General features: G+C 45.9%; 17 protein-coding genes. 13 read left to right on the top strand and 4 right to left on the bottom strand.

The window, feature by feature from the left end; genetic code table 11:
• Window positions 1-12 precede the first annotated feature (12 nt).
• The 4 genes from rpoD to ITJ88_RS10610 all read left to right on the top strand — a co-directional run bounded on the left by rpoD (window position 13) and on the right by ITJ88_RS10610 (window position 3,542).
• Window positions 13-1,098: an RNA polymerase sigma factor RpoD gene (rpoD, locus tag ITJ88_RS10595; RefSeq protein WP_023467512.1), complete on the top strand. Its 1,086-nt coding sequence runs from the start codon at window positions 13-15 to the stop codon at window positions 1,096-1,098.
• Between the two features lie 153 nt (window positions 1,099-1,251).
• Window positions 1,252-1,593, top strand: a complete 342-nt coding sequence (gene cccA, locus ITJ88_RS10600) for a cytochrome c550 (RefSeq protein ID WP_029341040.1) — start codon at window positions 1,252-1,254, stop codon at window positions 1,591-1,593.
• A 117-nt stretch (window positions 1,594-1,710) separates the two neighbouring features.
• Window positions 1,711-2,430, top strand: a complete 720-nt coding sequence (locus ITJ88_RS10605; RefSeq protein ID WP_370567797.1) for a tRNA (adenine(22)-N(1))-methyltransferase — start codon at window positions 1,711-1,713, stop codon at window positions 2,428-2,430.
• Window positions 2,430-3,542, top strand: coding sequence for a Nif3-like dinuclear metal center hexameric protein (locus tag ITJ88_RS10610; protein ID WP_195865639.1), 1,113 nt, complete (start codon window positions 2,430-2,432; stop codon window positions 3,540-3,542). The genes ITJ88_RS10605 and ITJ88_RS10610 overlap by 1 nt, the downstream gene beginning before the upstream one ends.
• A 103-nt stretch (window positions 3,543-3,645) precedes the next feature.
• On the opposite strand, the gene ITJ88_RS10615 is transcribed toward ITJ88_RS10610, so the two are convergent.
• Window positions 3,646-4,593 (bottom strand): 4-hydroxy-3-methylbut-2-enyl diphosphate reductase, encoded by a 948-nt coding sequence (locus ITJ88_RS10615; RefSeq protein WP_029341043.1) that lies wholly within the window; start codon window positions 4,591-4,593, stop codon window positions 3,646-3,648.
• A 145-nt stretch (window positions 4,594-4,738) separates the two neighbouring features.
• On the opposite strand from ITJ88_RS10615, the gene ITJ88_RS10620 reads away from it, so the two are divergent.
• The 5 genes from ITJ88_RS10620 to ITJ88_RS10640 all read left to right on the top strand — a co-directional run bounded on the left by ITJ88_RS10620 (window position 4,739) and on the right by ITJ88_RS10640 (window position 10,491).
• The gene (locus ITJ88_RS10620; protein ID WP_195865640.1) at window positions 4,739-6,502 is read left to right on the top strand and encodes a two-component system sensor histidine kinase NtrB; all 1,764 of its coding nucleotides are present in this window, start codon (window positions 4,739-4,741) and stop codon (window positions 6,500-6,502) included.
• Window positions 6,499-7,452: a sugar ABC transporter substrate-binding protein gene (locus tag ITJ88_RS10625; RefSeq protein ID WP_195865641.1), complete on the top strand. Its 954-nt coding sequence runs from the start codon at window positions 6,499-6,501 to the stop codon at window positions 7,450-7,452. Before ITJ88_RS10620 ends, ITJ88_RS10625 begins: the two co-directional genes overlap by 4 nt.
• Window positions 7,453-7,499: 47 nt before the next feature.
• On the top strand, window positions 7,500-8,852 hold the full coding sequence (locus ITJ88_RS10630) for a DEAD/DEAH box helicase (protein ID WP_023467520.1): 1,353 nt from the start codon (window positions 7,500-7,502) through the stop codon (window positions 8,850-8,852).
• Window positions 8,853-8,950: 98 nt separating this feature from the next.
• On the top strand, window positions 8,951-9,853 hold the full coding sequence (locus ITJ88_RS10635; RefSeq protein WP_058712880.1) for a deoxyribonuclease IV: 903 nt from the start codon (window positions 8,951-8,953) through the stop codon (window positions 9,851-9,853).
• Window positions 9,854-9,873: 20 nt separating this feature from the next.
• Window positions 9,874-10,491: a hypothetical protein gene (locus tag ITJ88_RS10640; RefSeq protein ID WP_195865642.1), complete on the top strand. Its 618-nt coding sequence runs from the start codon at window positions 9,874-9,876 to the stop codon at window positions 10,489-10,491.
• 121 nt (window positions 10,492-10,612) lie between these two features.
• Here ITJ88_RS10640 and ITJ88_RS10645 read toward each other — a convergent pair whose 3' ends face one another.
• The 3 genes from ITJ88_RS10645 to ITJ88_RS10655 all read right to left on the bottom strand — a co-directional run bounded on the left by ITJ88_RS10645 (window position 10,613) and on the right by ITJ88_RS10655 (window position 14,537).
• The gene (locus ITJ88_RS10645) at window positions 10,613-10,783 is read right to left on the bottom strand and encodes a XapX domain-containing protein (protein ID WP_023467523.1); all 171 of its coding nucleotides are present in this window, start codon (window positions 10,781-10,783) and stop codon (window positions 10,613-10,615) included.
• Window positions 10,784-10,848: 65 nt separating this feature from the next.
• On the bottom strand, window positions 10,849-13,002 hold the full coding sequence (locus ITJ88_RS10650) for an RNA degradosome polyphosphate kinase (protein WP_195865643.1): 2,154 nt from the start codon (window positions 13,000-13,002) through the stop codon (window positions 10,849-10,851).
• Entirely contained in the window at window positions 12,999-14,537 is a 1,539-nt protein-coding gene (locus tag ITJ88_RS10655; RefSeq protein WP_195865644.1) for a Ppx/GppA phosphatase family protein, read from the bottom strand. The genes ITJ88_RS10650 and ITJ88_RS10655 overlap by 4 nt, the downstream gene beginning before the upstream one ends.
• Before the next feature lie 215 nt (window positions 14,538-14,752).
• Here ITJ88_RS10655 and ITJ88_RS10660 point away from each other — a divergent pair, with 215 nt between their 5' ends.
• The 4 genes from ITJ88_RS10660 (at window position 14,753) to ITJ88_RS10675 (ending at window position 18,312) form a co-directional block, all read left to right on the top strand.
• Window positions 14,753-15,520, top strand: coding sequence for a metal ABC transporter ATP-binding protein (locus ITJ88_RS10660; protein ID WP_023467526.1), 768 nt, complete (start codon window positions 14,753-14,755; stop codon window positions 15,518-15,520).
• Window positions 15,517-16,386: a metal ABC transporter permease gene (locus ITJ88_RS10665; protein WP_064300309.1), complete on the top strand. Its 870-nt coding sequence runs from the start codon at window positions 15,517-15,519 to the stop codon at window positions 16,384-16,386. The genes ITJ88_RS10660 and ITJ88_RS10665 overlap by 4 nt, the downstream gene beginning before the upstream one ends.
• A complete protein-coding gene (locus ITJ88_RS10670; RefSeq protein WP_023467528.1) occupies window positions 16,358-16,789 on the top strand; it encodes a Fur family transcriptional regulator in 432 nt (143 codons plus the stop codon). The genes ITJ88_RS10665 and ITJ88_RS10670 overlap by 29 nt, the downstream gene beginning before the upstream one ends.
• A gap of 92 nt (window positions 16,790-16,881) precedes the next feature.
• Complete coding sequence (locus ITJ88_RS10675; protein WP_195865645.1) at window positions 16,882-18,312, top strand: NAD(P)H-hydrate dehydratase; 1,431 nt, start codon at window positions 16,882-16,884, stop codon at window positions 18,310-18,312.
• The last annotated feature ends 80 nt before the right edge of the window (window positions 18,313-18,392 follow it).

Here is an 18,392-nt window from a genome sequence, read left to right on the forward strand (position 1 = left end):
GTGTATGGTTCGATGGCAGAAAAAGCAAGATCAGAAGCTGAATTACTCCGTCTCGCGAAAGAGGAACTCATCGCGCTCGGACATAAAAATGGTGAATTGTCACACCAAAAGATCGAAGACAAACTAAGTTCGTTCGAATCAATGGATGCTCAGCAGTTCGAGGAATTCCTTCAATTGCTTGAAACAGAAGGTATCAAGGTCAACAATGACGGCACAGGTGATGAGAAAGAAGAGGCGGATCTAAACGATTTGTCTGTTCCTCCTGGTGTCAAGATCAATGACCCTGTCCGGATGTATCTAAAAGAAATCGGTCGCGTTGATCTGTTGAATGCAGAAGACGAAGTCGAACTCGCGAAACGAATCGAACAAAACGATGAAGAAGCAAAAAAACGATTGGCGGAAGCAAACTTACGTCTCGTTGTTTCGATTGCGAAGCGTTATGTCGGACGCGGTATGTTGTTCCTTGATTTGATTCAAGAAGGCAACATGGGTCTGATCAAAGCGGTCGAGAAATTCGACTATACGAAGGGATATAAATTCTCGACGTATGCAACATGGTGGATTCGTCAGGCAATCACACGTGCGATTGCTGACCAAGCGCGGACAATCCGAATTCCGGTTCACATGGTTGAGACGATCAACAAATTGATTCGTGTCCAGCGTCAACTCTTGCAAGATCTCGGACGTGAACCATCACCGGAAGAGATTTCAAAAGAGATGGAAATCACGCCGGAAAAAGTCCGTGAAATCCTTAAAATTGCGCAAGAGCCGGTTTCTCTTGAAACTCCAATCGGGGAAGAGGACGATTCACATCTCGGAGATTTCATCGAGGACCAAGATGCGACGGCACCACAAGATGCTGCAGCATACGAACTCTTGAAAGAACAACTCGAAGATGTGTTAGATACACTGACGGATCGTGAAGAAAACGTCCTTCGTCTTCGTTTTGGTCTTGACGATGGTCGGACACGGACACTTGAAGAAGTCGGAAAAGTATTTGGCGTTACACGTGAGCGGATTCGTCAAATCGAAGCAAAAGCACTTCGGAAGTTACGTCACCCGAGTCGTTCGAAACGCTTGAAAGATTTCCTCGATTAATTCAAAGTGTGAAGAATATATGAAATTTTAGTGGGAAGGAAGAAAAAAGTTTCGTTTTTTTCTTCCTTCCCTGTTTTTTTTACAGTAGAATAGTAACGGGGAATACCATTCAGTCACCAACTTGGTTGGGTATAGAATATGGGGGGAATCCAAATGCGTAATCCATTAGTACCGTTCGCGGCGATCGCAGTCATCGCCATCATCGCTATGATTTCATTGTCTTACTTTGGGGTCGATCAGGTGAAGGAAGCTCGCAAAGGGCCGTCAACTGCAGAAATGAAGCCGGAAGACTTATTTGCATCTAAAGGATGTACAGGATGTCACGGTGGAAACTTAGAAGGCGGAACAGGTCCGAACTTAACAAAGATCGGCGCGAAGCTGAAAGAAGATGAAATTAAAGACATCGCAATGAACGGTAAAGGGCAAATGCCTGGCGGTCTTGCGAATGACGAAGAAGCAGCTGTTCTAGCCAAATGGTTAGCTGCTAAGAAATAAGAACAAGAGCATCTATCTCGTTACGAGATGGATGTTTTTTTGTGGTGTATGGTATCTTTTTTAGCGTAAATCCGCTATTTTTAAAAGAGAGTTTTTCGGAAAATAGGAAGGATGAAGATGATGCAAATGAACGTCGTATTGGATCAACGACTCCAAAAAGTCGTATCGTATATTCCACAAGGAGCGATCCTCGCAGATATTGGATCAGACCATGCATTCGTACCTTGTTTTTGTGTACAACAAAAGAAAATCGAGCGTGCGATTGCAGGAGAGGTGAATGAAGGACCGATGGAAGCGGCAAAAGGACAAGTGGCACTTGTTGGTCTTGAATCACAGATTGATGTCCGTTTAGGAAGTGGCTTATCGGTTTTGAAACCGGGCGAAGCAACGGCGATTACGATTGCGGGAATGGGCGGAACGCTGATTGCCTCTATCCTTGAAGAAGGAAAAGATCGGTTGTCAGGTGAGGAACGCTTGATTCTTCAACCGAATGTCGATGCAGTCGATGTTCGGAAGTGGTTGCTGACGAATTCATATGCGTTATTGTCTGAAGCCATTGTCGAGGAGAACGGAAAGATCTATGAAATTCTCGTTGCAGAACGTGGAGAGGAAACACTTTACTCAGAGGACGAAACAACACGTCAGTGGGAATTGTTCTTTGGACCACAGTTAATGCGGGAACGTGCACCAGAATTCATTGAAAAATGGCAGATTGAAAAACAAAAGCGAGAGTATATCCTAGCTCAGATGAAACAAGGGCAAGCAACGGAGGTTTTATCTGAAAAAATCGAAGCCATCGAACGATTGATTCAAAAGATGGAAGAGGTGACGAACTAATGGCGAATGGGAACCATATCATTGAGCAGTTTGAAGCATTTGCTCCGAAAAAATTCGCACTCGAAGGTGATCCGATTGGTCTACAAATCGGAACATTGAACAAGGACGTCAAACGTGTGCTCGTGACACTTGATGTCTTGGAGTCTGTCGTCGATGAGGCGATTGAAAAGAAGGTCGATCTCATCATTGCGCATCATCCACCGATTTTTAGTAAGTTAGCAAATGTGACGGATCGTTCTGCAACAGGACGGATTGTCACAAAATGTATCAAACACGATATTGCGGTGTATGCTGCGCATACGAACCTTGACGTGACACCAGGCGGGGTCAATGACTGGATGGCAGATACGCTTGGTCTTGAGTCTTGTGAAGTACTAGCACCGACGTTTGAAAACACGCAATATAAACTAAGTGTCTTCGTACCGACTGAGGCTGTAGAGCGCGTTTCAACAGCCCTTGCACAAGCGGGGGCAGGAAAAGAAGGGGACTACAGTGATTGTCAATTCCACGTCGATGGAACGGGTCAATTCCGACCGTTGACGGAAGCTACCCCGTATATCGGTGAAGCAGGTCGACTCGAACGCGTTTCAGAAGTCCGAATCGAGACGATCGTCACGGAACTGAATCAGAGACAAGTCATTCGAGCGATGAAACAGGCTCATCCATATGAGGAAGTCGCCTATGATCTCATTCGTCAAGAACGCCCGGCAACATCACTTGGTCTTGGACGGATTGGTCGGTTACCGGAAGCAATGACGTTGCGTGAATTTGCAGAGCATGTTCGCGATGCGTTTGGTGTACAAAACTTACGCTTCGTCGGAGACGAATCGCGCCATATCCAAAAAGTAGCGGTTCTTGGTGGTGACGGTAATAAGTACGTCTCGACTGCAGCATTTGCGGGAGCAGATGTCCTTGTGACAGGAGATCTCTATTTCCATGTAGCGCATGATGCGATGGCACTTGGACTAGCAGTCGTCGATCCGGGACATCATGTGGAGTCGGTCATGAAGGAAGGCGTCGTCAACGAATTGAAGCGTCGATTCGAACAGAAAAAAATCGACGTCGAGCTGCTGATTTCAACAGCGAATACGAATCCGTTTCAGTTTTTATGATGAATCGAATGAAATACGTCGATGATATCGTCATATTCCATAACAAAAAAACCGAGTCGCGAATGAGGATCGCGACTCGGTTTTGCTGTATCGATTGTAATGATTAAAGTACTTTGACTTTAGGCAAGATACGTCGTAATTCAAGGAACGGTGTCTTGTCATGCGTACTGATATCAGCAGGATCATATTGTTGGAGGAAATCAATGACCTTTTTCGTGATTGGTGTTGGCGTTGATGCACCTGATGTGACACCAACTTGCGTCACACCCTCAAGCCAAGTCAAATCAAGCTCCGTCAAGTCACCAATCCGATGCGCTGGAGTTCCTGCGATATCGAAGGATACCTGTGCTAGGCGGTTCGAGTTGTTCGAACGCGGATCACCGACGACGATGACGAGATCGCAATCTCCTGCTTGATCAGCCACCGCTTCTTGCCGGACTTGTGTTGCGTTACAGATTTCATTGTGTACTTCTACATGCGGATATTTTTTACGAACGTGTTCCATCAAAGCTTGGACATCCCATTGGCTCATCGTCGTCTGATTCGTGACGATGATTTTTTTGTGGGCAAGCTGAGGCGGGAGTTCATCGATATCTTCGACTTTTTCGATGAGGTGCACATGCTCTGGTGCTACACCGACTGCACCTTCAGGTTCCGGGTGTCCGTGTTTGCCGACGTAGATGACTTCATAATCATCCGCGACGACTTGACGAATCAAATCGTGCGTACGCGTCACGTCAGGGCATGTTGCATCGACGACGTGTAAGTTCTTCTCAGCAGCACGTGCGTAAACTGCAGGTGAGATGCCGTGTGCGGTAAAGATGACAGTACCCTCTTGAATCGTCTCTAACGCTTCGAGGCGATCGGGACCATCGACAGTGATGACACCCATATTTTCGAACTCACGTGTCACGTGAGCGTTGTGGACGATCATCCCTAAAATATGGATCGGACGTGGCAAGTCTTTATTCAATGCCGCTTGTTGTGCAAGTTTCATTGCATCGACGACACCGTAACAATAGCCGCGGGGGCTGATTTTTTTTACTAGCATAGTTATGGATTCTCCCTTTGTGAAAAAGAATGATTAGTTAGAGTGTACCATTGATTGAAGCTGAATGAAAATAGAGGAGTCTGTTTCATCCACAGAACATGCTATACTAATGAAGTTGTCAATTATTCAAAAGGGAGGCGAAGGGATGGAGTCTAAGAAAATGATGCGGTCGTATTTTTTTCAAATCACCGCCGTCTTATTCATCCTGATTTGTCTTGTCATTTCAGCGCTTGCCTTCACTGCGGACCGGGTGACGATTTCTCGGGTCGAGCAACAAACAGAGAAACAGAGCGAGAAGAGTGTCGAGGTCTCAGGAAATGCGATTCGCGACAATATTGGGAATCTGCATGAAGAGATCATGAGCTTGCAGTTGAATGTCAAAAACCCGGAAAAGCTGAAACAAAAAATTGAAGAATCAAATCTATTAGACATCGATACAGGGTTTAAGAGTTTCTTCTACTTTGATCGACAGACGAAGCAAGTCACTTGGTTCTCAAGTGAGGATCGACGTATAGAAAACAGTACGATCCTAAAAGACGATGAATTCTTGCAAACGTTGACGAGTACGGACTTTCATATGAGTAAGCTGTATACGATGGAATCAGATGCTGTCACCTATATGTTCGTTCCGGTTCGAGACGGCAATGAACGCGTCGGTGTCTTTGGTGGTGGGTTAAGTGTCATGAACTCGATCGTTTTTCGGAATTCGCTTGAATCATTTGACGATCAGACGATCGCCTACCTATTCAATAGTAAAAAAGAATTGTTAGCCACATCTAGTAATCTAGTACCGGATGAAGAACGCTTATTATCGAAAAGTGTCATTGAACGTGCGTTTCAGTCGGTAGAACCTTCTGAGATTTTTAGTACGAACCAAGACATGTATTACTTCGCGAAAGATTTGAAGGTGACGGATTGGAAGATTCTCGTTCGAACGCCACGAAGCGTCTTTTATGAACCGGTCTACACGACACGGCAACAGTATTTGATCATCGCTGCCTTGACGCTCGTCCTCAGTCTGATCGTCGGCTATTTGATGTCAAAACAATTGACGGCACCGATGCTTGAACTTGTGAAGAAGATCGAGAAAAGCACCTCACCCAAACCGATTGTTCTCGAGCGTGCCGGATCAAACGAAGTCAAGACACTCGTTGCTGCCTATAACGAGTACGCTCAACGGATGGAAAATGCGCGTCTTGAGCAGTTGAGTCAACAACAAACGATGTTACATCAAGAAAAATTAGCATCACTCGGTCAACTAGCAGCAGGAATTGCCCACGAAATTCGCAATCCACTAACACCAGTCAAGATGACGTTACAGTTGTTAGCAGCAGAAAAGGATCGTGATCCAGAAATGTTGATTCTCGCCTTATCGGAACTGGATCGAGCAAATGGCATGATTCAAACGATGCTTGATTTATCGAAAGGCGAAAACAACGCACTTCAAAAAACGACGATTGATATGAATGATTTAATGAAGAAGCTGACATATATATTAGAAGCGGAAGCTCATCATTACGAAGCGGACTGTAAGATTTATACACCGTCCTTCATGCCAAAGATTTATGCATCAGAAGAGGGGATTTTGCAGATTTTAGCAAACTGTGTTCGAAATGCCCTTCAAGCTGTCGCGTTTAAAGGACCGGATGGAATCTGTCATCTGCATGTCCACGTTTATCCAGAAGAAGTCGTCTTCATTGTTCAGGATAATGGGGTAGGGATGGATGGAAATCAGATTGATCATGTCGGTCAAGCGTTCAAGACATCAAAAGTCGATGGCAATGGACTTGGACTCTTCATGTCGAAACAAATCGTTCGTGATCATAAAGGCAAGATGATCTTTGATAGTAAGCCGGGTGTCGGTACGACGATTCAAGTCCACTTACCTCGAAAGGAGCAAACGGAATGAAATTCAATAAGGCCTGGTTATTCGTCCTGATTGTTTGGATTTCATCCGTTTTGTTCATTTCCAATTTATTCGTCAATCCGGATCCGAGTCCACGTCGTCATCTCGTCGGCTTCACGATCGTCAATGATAAACATGAATTTGCGCAACGGCTCGTCGATGCGTTCAAGACACAAGCCAAACTGAATAAATACGAAGCAGTCGTCGCGACGTCGCATAATTCACGCATCAATGAACGCGAGCAAATTCAAGAGTTCATTCGAATGAAGGTGGATGCAATCTTCGTGACGACGCTTGATGATGTCTATATCGCTAGTACGTTAGAAGAGGCAGCTCGTGCTGGAATTCCGGTCTTCGCGATCGATCGGTTGATCCGCTCCGATGCAGTCGTCAGTTCGATTACCTCGAATAACCAATTGATCGGGGAACAGCTTGCCTCGTTTATCAAACACGAACGCATCAAGCAGACGGGACAAGCTACAGCCGACATCATTGAAGTCGCAGGTACGGCAAACGTCAATACGACGAATGAACGACACCGGGGATTTTTGACTGGTCTTGAGCGGGAGTCGGATCTGAAAATCGTCGAATCCGTGAATGGGGATTACGATCCCGTCACTTCAGAAAAGGTCATGACACAGGTCATTGAGTCAGGAATTCCGTTTGATGCCGTCTATTGTCACAATGACGATATTGCGCTAGGTGTCCTCGAAGCATTGAAAAAAGCAGGGATCAAAGGAAAAATAATTGTCGGCATAGACGGGAATCGTGCTATATTAGAAGCTGTTGACATGAAATCGATGGATGCAACGGTCGTCCAGAGTGCTGATGAGATGATGAAAGTCGCCTTCAGTGCATTGAAGCTTCATACGAAAAACAAAAAGATTCCAACTCGTTTTTATACGTACTCCTATCTGTATGACGGTAGTAGACCCATAACCATGTTGAACTAATCGAGAGGCAGAAGCCTCAGCAAATAAGGAAAGGACGGTGTCAATTCATGAATGGATTCAGCCATTATCAATTACACCCGTTCGTCATCGAAGCACTCGATGACGCCCGCATCACAAAACCGACCGACATTCAGTCGCGGATCATCCCAGCTGCAGTAAAGGGACGCGATATCATCGGTCAATCACAAACAGGAACAGGAAAAACGTTATCGTTCCTTCTTCCAATCGTTCAAAACGTCGATCCAAAGCTTCAAGAATTACAAGCCATCATCGTTGCTCCAACGCGCGAACTTGCTTGGCAAATTCATGAAGAACTGAAATCGTTACTCGTGAAGGAACCAGACTTCATTAAGACGAGTCTTATTACAGGTGGAATGGATCGCGAACGTCAAATCGGTCGTGTGAAAGTCTCACCCCAAATCGTCATCGGAACACCGGGACGTATTTTAGACCTATTCAAAGAACAGGCTTTAAAACCGCATTTCGTGAAGCACTACGTCATCGATGAAGCGGATCAAATGCTCGACATGGGCTTCTTGCCAGAAGTTGACCGGATTGCGCAAGCTCTTCCAGAACAGCTTCAGATGATGGTCTTCTCAGCAACGATTCCTGAGAAATTGCAGCCGTTCTTGAAAAAATATATGAACAACCCGCGTTATGCGCATGTGGATCCAAAACAACAGACAGCGAAGAAAATCGTTCACCATACGATTCCGGTCAAGCATCGTGAGCGCTCACAATTGACGTTGAAAGTCGCGAAAGCACTGAATCCGTATATCTGTCTAATCTTTACGAATACAAAAGCAGAAGCAATCGAAGTCGAAGCTTTGTTCCTAGAAGCGGGATTGAACGTTGGTTCCCTTCACGGAGATCTTCCAGCACGCCGTCGTAAACAAGCCATCAAAGAAATCAACGATGCGAAGTATCAATATGTCATCGTGACGGATCTTGCAGCACGCGGAATTGATATTTCAGGTGTCTCACACGTCATCAACCACGGTATTCCAAAAGATTTAGACTTCTACGTCCACCGTGTCGGTCGGACAGGTCGTGTCGATCAAGATGGATTGGCATATACACTGTTTGAAGATCACGAGAACGGCATGATCAATCGCTTAGAGGACCGTGGCATTCAATTCACGAATGTTGATGTCAAAGGAACTCAAATCGTCGAAGTCAAAGAACGTCGCCGTGCGAAGCCGCACATGAAGACTGCCGTCTCGAAGACAGCGCATAGCCGTCTGTCGGGTGAAGCAGCAAAAGCGAAAAAACGTGTTAAACCAGGTTATAAGAAGAAGCATCAATATAAGCTGAAAGAAACAGCAAAACGTGAACGCATCAAAGAACAACGTGGTGTCGGTCGCGCGCAACGTAAAGAAAACGCACGCAAATCAAAATAATTCCATTGATGACACCCGTGAAATGAAAAAACATTTTTCGGGTGTCTTGTCGTTTTCAAGATTTGGTACACTGTAAAAAGAGAAAGGTGGAAAAGAACATGAAAATAGGTTCACACGTCTCCGTTTCGGGGAAAAAAATGCTGTTAGGTGCAAGTGAGGAAGCGGCATCTTACGGTGCAACGACGATGATGGTCTATACAGGAGCACCTCAAAATACACGCCGTAAGCCGATGGAAGAGTTACGGATTCAAGAAGCATTGCAACATATGAGTGCTAATGGAATAGAGGAAATCGTCGTGCATGCGCCGTATATCATCAACTTAGGGAATACGACGAAACCCGAGACATTCGAACTCGCTGTTTCGTTTTTAGCAGCAGAAATTAAACGAGCAGAAGCGCTTGAAAAGGCGCAACACATCGTATTACATCCTGGTGCGCATGTCGGTGCTGGGGAAGAAATCGGAATCAAACGGATCGTCGAAGGACTCAATGAAGTACTGACAGGTGACGAACAGGTCAAGATCGCGCTTGAGACGATGGCTGGAAAAGGATCGGAAATCGGAAAAACCTTCGAGGAACTTGCTCAAATCATCGAAGGCGTCACACATCATGATCGTCTGTCCGTCTGTCTCGATACATGTCACGTGCATGACGCAGGATACGATATCGTGCACGACTTAGATGGTGTCCTTGAACAATTCGACCGGATCGTCGGACTGGATCGTCTTGGCGTCATTCATGTGAATGACTCAAAGAATATCCGCGGTGCGCGAAAGGACCGTCATGAAAATATTGGTTTCGGTGAGATTGGATTTGATGCTTTACATCGTGTCGTGCATCATCCTGCCCTGGCACATTTACCGAAAATCTTAGAGACGCCATACATCGGACTCGATCCAAAGAAAAAAGTGGCACCGTATAAACAAGAAATCGATATGTTACGTTCAGGTGCGTTTGATGCAGACTGGCGTCTACCGATTCTAGGAGCACCGGTCGAATAACTCATAAAGGGGTGTCTGTGATGTGTCATATACTCGTCGTTGATGAGACTAGTTTTGCGATACGACAAGCTGTTGTCCACTACTATGAAACAAAGGAACCGTTTTATTTGCCGGCAGAACTGGCAGAGGGAGAAGAGGTGTTTCTTGCGACGACTGATGGCATTATTGCGTATGCTGAAGCCTTGTTCACCGAGTATACGACACGTCCAGAAGATCCATTTTGGTTGACGGCTGCTGACGATTCGGAAGGGGCTTACGTGTGTCTTGATCTCATCAGTGTGGATTTACGTCATCCGTTACTCGGACGGCCACTCGATCAACTTGGTCTGAAAAGCGGACCGGTCGAAGGCGTGTTTCGCACACGTCTGCTTGATTCATGGCAGTATGGGTATTTCGAAACGGATGTACTGACACTCGAACAGTCTAAACAACGTCGAATCGAGCGCTTCAAGGAGCGAAATCATCTGGAACAAGTCGCGCGTCAATGTATGCATTGTGAGGAGTCTAGGCAGTCGTTACTGGAATGGCATTTGACACCAGAAGGATATCAGACGGTTTGCCCGACCTGCCATCGATGGTTACATCAACAGATGCTTCATGCGGTGGATACGGCAGCGGCAACGGAAGAAAGTGAGTAAAATCTTTTCCTATTCAAGCAGAGCTCGCACGACTGACATTTAATCATTAAAACCTTAAAAAGAATCAAAAAAACAGTTCTCTTTTCTGCGCTGGCAGCAAAGAGAACTGTTTTTGTTTGGATTAGAAAAAGCGTTCTACTAAAAATAGATAGATTTTCATCCCAAGGAAGACACCGAAGATTCCGACGACGGCTGGAAAAACAGGTGGGGCAGGAATCGGCAGTTTCAGTGCGGTGAACACGACGCCGCAGATGACGCCGGCGAGAAGGGATAATAAGATTTGCTGAAGCATACATTTCGTCCTTTCTGCTGTAAATCAGCATTTGAAGTAGAGTACGTGGTAAAACATGACCAGAATCATGTAGCATTTTGGTCAAGAATGACTTTGTCCTCTTTCTTTTCGATCGTAATCCACTTATGTGTTAATGGAGCTGTAAAACTAGGTTTTTGTTTTAGTTTGCCGCTCGTATAGTCTTGAATCAGCAGCTGGGATTCACAGCTCTGTTTTCCATCCTTCACGTAATGATAGGATCCGTCGGCTGCCTGCTCACGCGACTTTACATTATCAGCAAGAGCGAGGGCAAGACAATCCTTTAAATACTCTTTATGTTCTTCATCCATGATCGGGAACAAGATTTCAATCCGTTTTCGCATGTTGCGTGTCATCCAGTCTGCGCTTGATCCATACATCAAATCCTGACCGTTGTGATGGAAGTAGAAGATGCGTGAATGCTCCAAGTAACGATCGACGATCGAGATGACGCGAATGTTCTCCGAAACATCTGGAATTCCAGGACGTAGACAACAGACGCCCCGAACGATGAGTTCGACTTGGACACCGGCGCGCGATGCCTTGTAAAGCCGTAAAATGATGTCTTTTTCCGTCAGACTATTCATCTTAGCGACGATTCGACCATTTCCGTGCTTTTTATGATGATGAATCTCTTCATCAATCAAGGACAGGAACTTCTCAAGCATCGCGTTCGGTGAAGTTTGAATGACGTTCCATTCCGGCTGTTCTCCGTATCCAGATAACCAATTGAAGAAGTTCGTCGCATCCTCGGCGATTTCTTCCCGAGCGGTCAGTAATCCGACGTCCGTGTATAGTTTCGCTGTCGAATCATTATAGTTGCCGGTACCAAGATGGACGAAACGCTGAATCTTGCCTTCGTGGAGTCGGACGACGAGCGTGATCTTTGAGTGTGTCTTTAAATCGCTATATCCGTAAATGACATGAGCGCCGGCCTTCTCCAGTTGCTTCGCCCACTCGATGTTTTTCGCCTCATCGAATCGAGCCTTCAGTTCAACGAGAACGGTGACCTGTTTCCCGTTCTCCGCTGCCGTTTTTAAGGCCTTGATAATGGGTGAGTCACCAGATACGCGATAAAGTGTTTGTTTGATGGCAAGGACGTTCGGGTCATTCGCCGCTTGGACGATGAACCGGACGATCGGATCAAACGTATGATACGGATGATGCAAGAGATAGTCGCGTTCGAGTAATTGATTAAACAGATTTTTTGAACTATCGAGTGCCGGTGGGTCGACCGGCATGATCGTCTGATAAATCAAATGATCATATTCAATACCGATTTGACTGTAGAAGGCAAAGGAGAACGTCAAATCAATCGGACCATCCACGGCAAAGATGTCGCGTTCCTGTAAATCCAGTACATCGCGTAACATGTTGAGCAGTTCGGTATTGATGGCAGCTTTTTGAACTTCGAGTCGAATGGCGACTCCCCAACGCCGTTTTTTTAATTCTTTCTCAATCAGCTTTAATAAATCATGGGTACCTTCCTCATGAAACGGAAGGTCGGCATTACGCGTAATTCGAAACGGCATGGCAGACAACACACGATAACCTTTGAATAGACTATCGATGAAGGCGATGATGACGTCTTCGAGTAAGATGACAGCCGTCGTCTCGTCATCTTCTACCGGTAAATCGACGAATCGTGGCAAGACAGCAGGTACTTGTACGAGCGCCAAATTTCGTTTTGTTCCGTCTTCTGCCTCAAGCACCGTCGCAATGTTGAGTGACTTTGACGAGAGCATCGGGAACGGACGATAGGCATCGACGGCAACGGGCGTGAGTACCGGAAAGACTTGTTCACGGAAAAAGGATTTTACATAGGTCGTTTGTTCCGAAGTCAGAGCGTCGTATTTCAAGAATGTAATGCCTTCATCGGATAACGTCTGATTGATTGCTTGAAATGCTTCGTATTGCCGATCGACTAACTCTTTTGTTTTCGCTGCGATCGCACGTAACTGTTGTTTGGGTGTCATCTGTTGTTTATTTTCTGGTTTATTGAACCCGGCGAGTACTTCATCCTTTAAACCACCGACTCGTACCATATAGAACTCGTCTAGATTGGAACTAAAGATACCGAGAAACTTAAAACGTTCCATTAGCGGATTGCGTGTGTCAAACGCTTCATCCAGCACACGTTTGTTGAACTGGAGCCAGCTGAGCTCACGATTATTGAAATGTTCAGGTATGTCGAGCTTCATGAAGGAAGATCTCCTTTCGTTTCGAAGGTAATCGTACAATCAATGATTCGTTCCAGGTGTTTCTTTTGTTTTTCCGCTTTTTCGACTTCGAATCCATAATCATGATCCCCTGTATCGAGGACGAATTGGAGTTGATCCTTTTCAAGGAACAGTTCCAAATGATCGACAGCTTTTCGCTCCGTCACGTCGAGCGCATGACTTAATTTGAGGAGAGATCCAAGTAGGTCGAAGCGATCCAGCGATTTTTCCGTAAACCAGTCCTTGAAAGGTTTCGCAAGCTGGTTCATCCGTTTGGCAGAAGAATAGGAACTGACGAGCGAGAGAGCAACGCGATCCTTGTGCGTCATGCCATTCAATTCGGTATTCGTCAACAGGTAGAACGTCTGGTCCGATCGTGTATCTGGATTAATGTATTGTCCACAATAAAATAAGCGACTTGCTGAATCGAGCAGTCGTAGATCAGACGCGTGTTCTGAAATCAAGTCGAGCGTGACGAGCTGCCGGTACATCGATTTGGCGAGTGTTCCAATATAGGACGCACGATCTCGATTGACCTTATAGTCGCTTTCGAGCTGATAGAGACTTTGCTCACGTACGTTTTCAATCCGACGGTATGCTTCGTCTTGCACATCGAACTCGTAAACAAGACCTTCGCGAAGACCGAGATTACTCATGACGAATTCTTCCGCTTCGATGTGATGGGCTAACTCTTGAATCGCAATCAATGCCGGCAGGAAGATATCAATTCGATCTTTTGAGAGTCCTTCGATTTTCGATAGTTGTTTCGCTGACTTTCCTTCGAGATCGTCGACCATCTTCGCGAGTTCTTTCGCTTTGATTTGATATTGGTGAACACTTCGAAGGGGATAGTCCTGATTCGACTGATGGATCCGAACGAAATTTCGGGCAGAACCACCGACACCGATTAAAGGAAGCTTTTTATCACTCAGCCATGGAATCGATTCGAATTGTTCCCGTAGGAATTTCACCAATTTCTTCTTATCGCTGGCACTTAGTGTCTCGTCCGAAACGAATTGCCGTGTCAAGGTGACGGCACCAAATGGAAAGCTGTGATACGCCACCATTTCGCGATTTTCAATCAAGGTGACTTCCATGGAACCACCACCGATATCGACAGAAAAGCCATCAGTCAGGAAGGTCGAATTGATGATGGCAAAATAGCCATAGTATGCTTCTTGTTCATCTGTCAGAACCTGAATGGAAAAAGGCGTGTTTTCTGTAACGGATTCAACGATGGCATCTCGGTTCGTTGCATTACGGATGGCTGCTGTCGCGACACAGATCGTTTCTTCGACCTCATGGGTGACACCAACTTCATAAAAACGATGTAAAGTTTCTTCGAGTAAGGCGATGCCTTCATCATCGAGTGCTCCATCCTCATTGATGTGAGCAGATAACCGGGCGACGACTTTAATATTAATCTTCTCGATATAGCGACCAGAAGCGATCGGATGGAAGATGACATAACGAATCGAGTTGGAACCGATATCGATGACTGCAAGTTCTTGTTTCAAATGACTCCGACTCCTCTCTACGATGCGTGCATTAAAAGAATTCCCTCTCTGAACAAGCCGGAAACAGCTAGCTTCTTTCTTTATTGTACCTTGAATGTTTTCTAAGGAGGATAGGAAGTTGCTAGAGTTGCACCAATAATTGGCGGGCGCTATAATAAGACAGTTGATTAAGGCGTAATTATTCCGTTTTACGAAAACGGAAGGAGTGAAAATAAATGGAAACACCAATCATCGAGATTGATCAAGTCAGCTATGATTACCCAGATCGTCGGGTGTTGAATCAAGTCTCGTTTCAGGTCGAGCAAGGACAATTTTTAGCCATTGTCGGGGAAAATGGATCCGGAAAATCGACGCTGATCAAATGTATATTAGGGTTATTGCAACCGAAAGGAACGATTCGTTTATTTGGACAATCCCAATCACAATTCAATGAATGGTGGCGGATTAGCTATGTTTCCCAAAAAGCGGCAGCGTTCAACTCCGGTTTTCCGGTGACTGTCGCAGAAGTCGTTGAGATGGGACTGTACGCCAAAAAAGGACTCTTTCGTCGCTTATCTCGCGACGATCGAGACAAAGTACGAACGGCCCTTGAAACGGTCGGCATGTGGGAGCGGCGCGATTCAAAAGTCGGCGACCTATCCGGTGGTCAACAACAACGTGTTTTCATCGCACGTGCGCTCGTCAACGATCCTGATTTAATGATCTTGGATGAACCAACTGTCGGTGTCGATCAGCGATACGTGAAAGAATTTTATGAGATCTTAGAAGAACTTCGTCGAGATAAGCGCCGGACATTCGTTCTTGTCACGCATGATATTCACTTCGTCAGTAAACTTGTCACGGATGTGATTCATCTGGTCGATGGACGTTTAGGGTGTAACTGTGGCATCAAGGAATACTGGGAACTAGATGAACAGACGATCCGCTCCCTCTATCCGGTTCCGGGACGTGTTCTCGTTCATGAAGGGAAGAGTGTCCAATGATTGAAGCGTTCATGACGTTAAAGTTTTTACAGTACGCTTTGGTGGCTGCCATTCTGATCGGATTCACGGCACCATTGATTGGTTCGTTCGTTGTTGTCCGGCGGATGAGTCTAATCGCAGATGCACTATCACACGTCACGCTGGCCGGAATTGCGCTCAGTCTCTTGATTTCTGGAATGGTCGCACAATTAGCGGACTTGAATCCACTGTATTTAGGAATCGTGACATCGGTCATCGCGGCACTGACGATTGATTGGTTGCGTGCGAAGTACAAGCACTTCCAAGAACTCGCAATCCCGATCATCATGGCGACGGGAATGGGGCTTGGGGCAACATTCATCAGTCTCGCGAACGGCTTTTCAATGGATCTCGTCTCTTTCTTGTTTGGAACGGTCTCGGCTGTCGCCTTGACGGATGTGTACACGATTCTTATCGTGACGGTCGTCGTCGTCATCTTCGTCTTTGCTTTTTATAAGGAATTGTTGTTCCTTTCCTTTGACGAGGAGCAGGCGCGCGTTTCCGGTATTCGCCTTCGCTTAGTGCATATTCTCTTTATGATCGTCGTTGCACTTGTCATTGCGATCAGTATGCGAATCGTTGGGATTTTGCTTGTTTCAAGCTTAATCACGTTACCGGTTGCGGCAGCACTTCGAATTGCGAAGAGTTTTAAGGCGACGATCTTTTTAGCTATCATATTTGGTGAGGTTGCGACAGTACTCGGACTCATCCTGGCCTATCAGTTCGATTTGGCACCAGGTGGAATGATCGTCTTGCTTGCGGTACTTGAGCTGATCATCGTGATGCTGTTGGAACGGTTTTGGATAGGAGGGAAAACACATGAAGACGAACATCGAACAAGCGCGTGAACGCATGAAGGCTTCCGGGTTTAAAATGACACCGAAGCGTCTCGATTTGCTATCGTATCTGTTTGAAGTCAATCGTTATGTCAGTGCGCGGGAAGTAGCAGAAGCTCTTCGAACGTCTCATCCTTCGTTAAGTTATGATACAATCTATCGAAACTTGAATGACTTTTCGGAAATCGACTTATTAGAAGTGACGGAATTAGATGGTGAGATGAAATACCGAGCAGCTTGTGCTTCAGGACACCATCATCATCATTTAATTTGCCGAATCTGCGGCAAGACGGAAACATTAAATGTCTGTCCGATGGAATGGGTTTCTCCAGTCCAAGAGACTGGTTTTGAAGTCGAGGATCATAAGTTCGAAATTTATGGACGCTGTGCGAATTGTCAACGCATGACATCTTAAATAAAAGAGGATGCCCAGCAGGGCATCCTTTTTTCGTTTTAGAAGACTAGTCCTGTTAAAAACGGGAATAGTCGAACAGAGGTGATGAGAAGATGATTTATGATACACAAGAAGCGCGACAAATCGATGAGTGGGCACGGACGTCCGGACTGCCACTTGAAGTGCTGATGGAACGAGCCGGAAGTCACATCGCAACACGTATCAAGGAGCGTCATAGGAAGACGGAGCGAATCTTGATTTTATGTGGGACAGGCAATAACGGTGGGGATGGGTATGTCATTGGACGCGAATTGATACGCGACGGATTTGATGTCACACTACATGCACCATTTGGAGAGAATCGTTCGGATACATCTATCGTTCATGTCCATTATGCAGAAGCGTTTGGACTCGTGACCGAACAACCGTGTGGTCAATATGATGTCATTCTAGATGCCTTATATGGAACGGGATTTGATCCAAAGCGGATTGATCCGGTGTTCGAAGCGCAATGTGAATTCGTATCGGAACAAAAGCGACAAGGGGCACGTATCTATGCAGTGGATGTGCCGAGCGGAGTACCGACGGATCACGCAACGGAATTTAAGGAGACAGCGGTTCGCGCAGACGTGACATTTCAACTGCATGCAATGAAACGATCTGCCTTTTTAATACGGACAGCACCGTTTTATGGCGAATCAGAAACGATTGATATCGGATTACCGACATTTGGTGAATGGCGCGTATCACCTAATGGTGTGACCGCCTTGTTCAAGCGGGAACCATACGGTCATAAAGGAACGTACGGGACGGCGCTATTGATTGGTGGAAGTGAGACGATGCCGGGTTCCATCCAACTCGCGACACGGGCAGCCTTACGAACAGGAGTCGGTAAACTACAAGTGGCAACGACGGCACTTGCGAAACAGGGAATCATCGTCCAAGCGCCGGAAGCGATGGTCATTGATCAGACATTACCAGCAATTCAGGAGATGCTCCCCTCCATCTCAGCAGTTGGAATCGGTCCCGGATTATCGCAAGAGGCAGTCGAAACATGGGTGGACTATCTGCTTGAGAGTGATTTGCCGGTTGTACTAGATGCTGCAGCTCTAGTAAAAGAAAGTTATCCCGAACGAACCGCGCCGATCATCGTCACACCGCATATCGGTGAATTCGCCCGGATGACGAATCAGAGTGTCGCAAGTATTCAAGATGATCTTTTCGGTCAAGCAACCGACTATGCCATCTTGCATCAAGTAACTGTCGTCTTGAAGTCTCATGTCATCTTAATCGCGAAACCGGATGGAGGCGGATTCGTCGTCTCGGGTGCATCAAGTGGTCTCGCCAAAGGAGGAAGTGGGGATACGCTGTTTGGTATATTAACCAGCCTTCTTGCACAACATCCAACAGGAGACATTGAAAGAACATTAGCGTTAGGAGCAGAGTGGTATGCACGTGCTTCTCGACAAGTCGAACGACACATGCATCCGAGCAGCTTGCTAGCAACGGATGTCATCGAGGAGTTAGGAAGAGTCAAGCTATAAAAACATCAATTTGAAAGAAAAGTCTTCCACGATACGTATGAGGGAAGACTTTTCTTTTTAGGAAAGAATTGACACATTCC

It is taken from the genome of Exiguobacterium abrahamii (genome assembly GCF_015645365.1).
Taxonomy (GTDB): domain Bacteria; phylum Bacillota; class Bacilli; order Exiguobacteriales; family Exiguobacteriaceae; genus Exiguobacterium_A; species Exiguobacterium_A abrahamii.

Bases quoted from the DNA above. Each gene is read 5' to 3' on its own strand.
- rpoD (WP_023467512.1), top strand. From the start codon at position 13: ATGGCAGAAAAAGCAAGATCAGAAGCTGAATTACTCCGTCTCGCGAAA.
- cccA (WP_029341040.1), top strand. From the start codon at position 1,252: ATGCGTAATCCATTAGTACCGTTCGCGGCGATCGCAGTCATCGCCATC.
- ITJ88_RS10605 (WP_370567797.1), top strand. From the start codon at position 1,711: ATGATGCAAATGAACGTCGTATTGGATCAACGACTCCAAAAAGTCGTA.
- ITJ88_RS10610 (WP_195865639.1), top strand. From the start codon at position 2,430: ATGGCGAATGGGAACCATATCATTGAGCAGTTTGAAGCATTTGCTCCG.
- ITJ88_RS10615 (WP_029341043.1), bottom strand. From the start codon at position 4,593: ATGCTAGTAAAAAAAATCAGCCCCCGCGGCTATTGTTACGGTGTCGTC.
- ITJ88_RS10620 (WP_195865640.1), top strand. From the start codon at position 4,739: ATGGAGTCTAAGAAAATGATGCGGTCGTATTTTTTTCAAATCACCGCC.
- ITJ88_RS10625 (WP_195865641.1), top strand. From the start codon at position 6,499: ATGAAATTCAATAAGGCCTGGTTATTCGTCCTGATTGTTTGGATTTCA.
- ITJ88_RS10630 (WP_023467520.1), top strand. From the start codon at position 7,500: ATGAATGGATTCAGCCATTATCAATTACACCCGTTCGTCATCGAAGCA.
- ITJ88_RS10635 (WP_058712880.1), top strand. From the start codon at position 8,951: ATGAAAATAGGTTCACACGTCTCCGTTTCGGGGAAAAAAATGCTGTTA.
- ITJ88_RS10640 (WP_195865642.1), top strand. From the start codon at position 9,874: ATGTGTCATATACTCGTCGTTGATGAGACTAGTTTTGCGATACGACAA.
- ITJ88_RS10645 (WP_023467523.1), bottom strand. From the start codon at position 10,783: ATGCTTCAGCAAATCTTATTATCCCTTCTCGCCGGCGTCATCTGCGGC.
- ITJ88_RS10650 (WP_195865643.1), bottom strand. From the start codon at position 13,002: ATGAAGCTCGACATACCTGAACATTTCAATAATCGTGAGCTCAGCTGG.
- ITJ88_RS10660 (WP_023467526.1), top strand. From the start codon at position 14,753: ATGGAAACACCAATCATCGAGATTGATCAAGTCAGCTATGATTACCCA.
- ITJ88_RS10665 (WP_064300309.1), top strand. From the start codon at position 15,517: ATGATTGAAGCGTTCATGACGTTAAAGTTTTTACAGTACGCTTTGGTG.
- ITJ88_RS10670 (WP_023467528.1), top strand. From the start codon at position 16,358: ATGAAGACGAACATCGAACAAGCGCGTGAACGCATGAAGGCTTCCGGG.
- ITJ88_RS10675 (WP_195865645.1), top strand. From the start codon at position 16,882: ATGATTTATGATACACAAGAAGCGCGACAAATCGATGAGTGGGCACGG.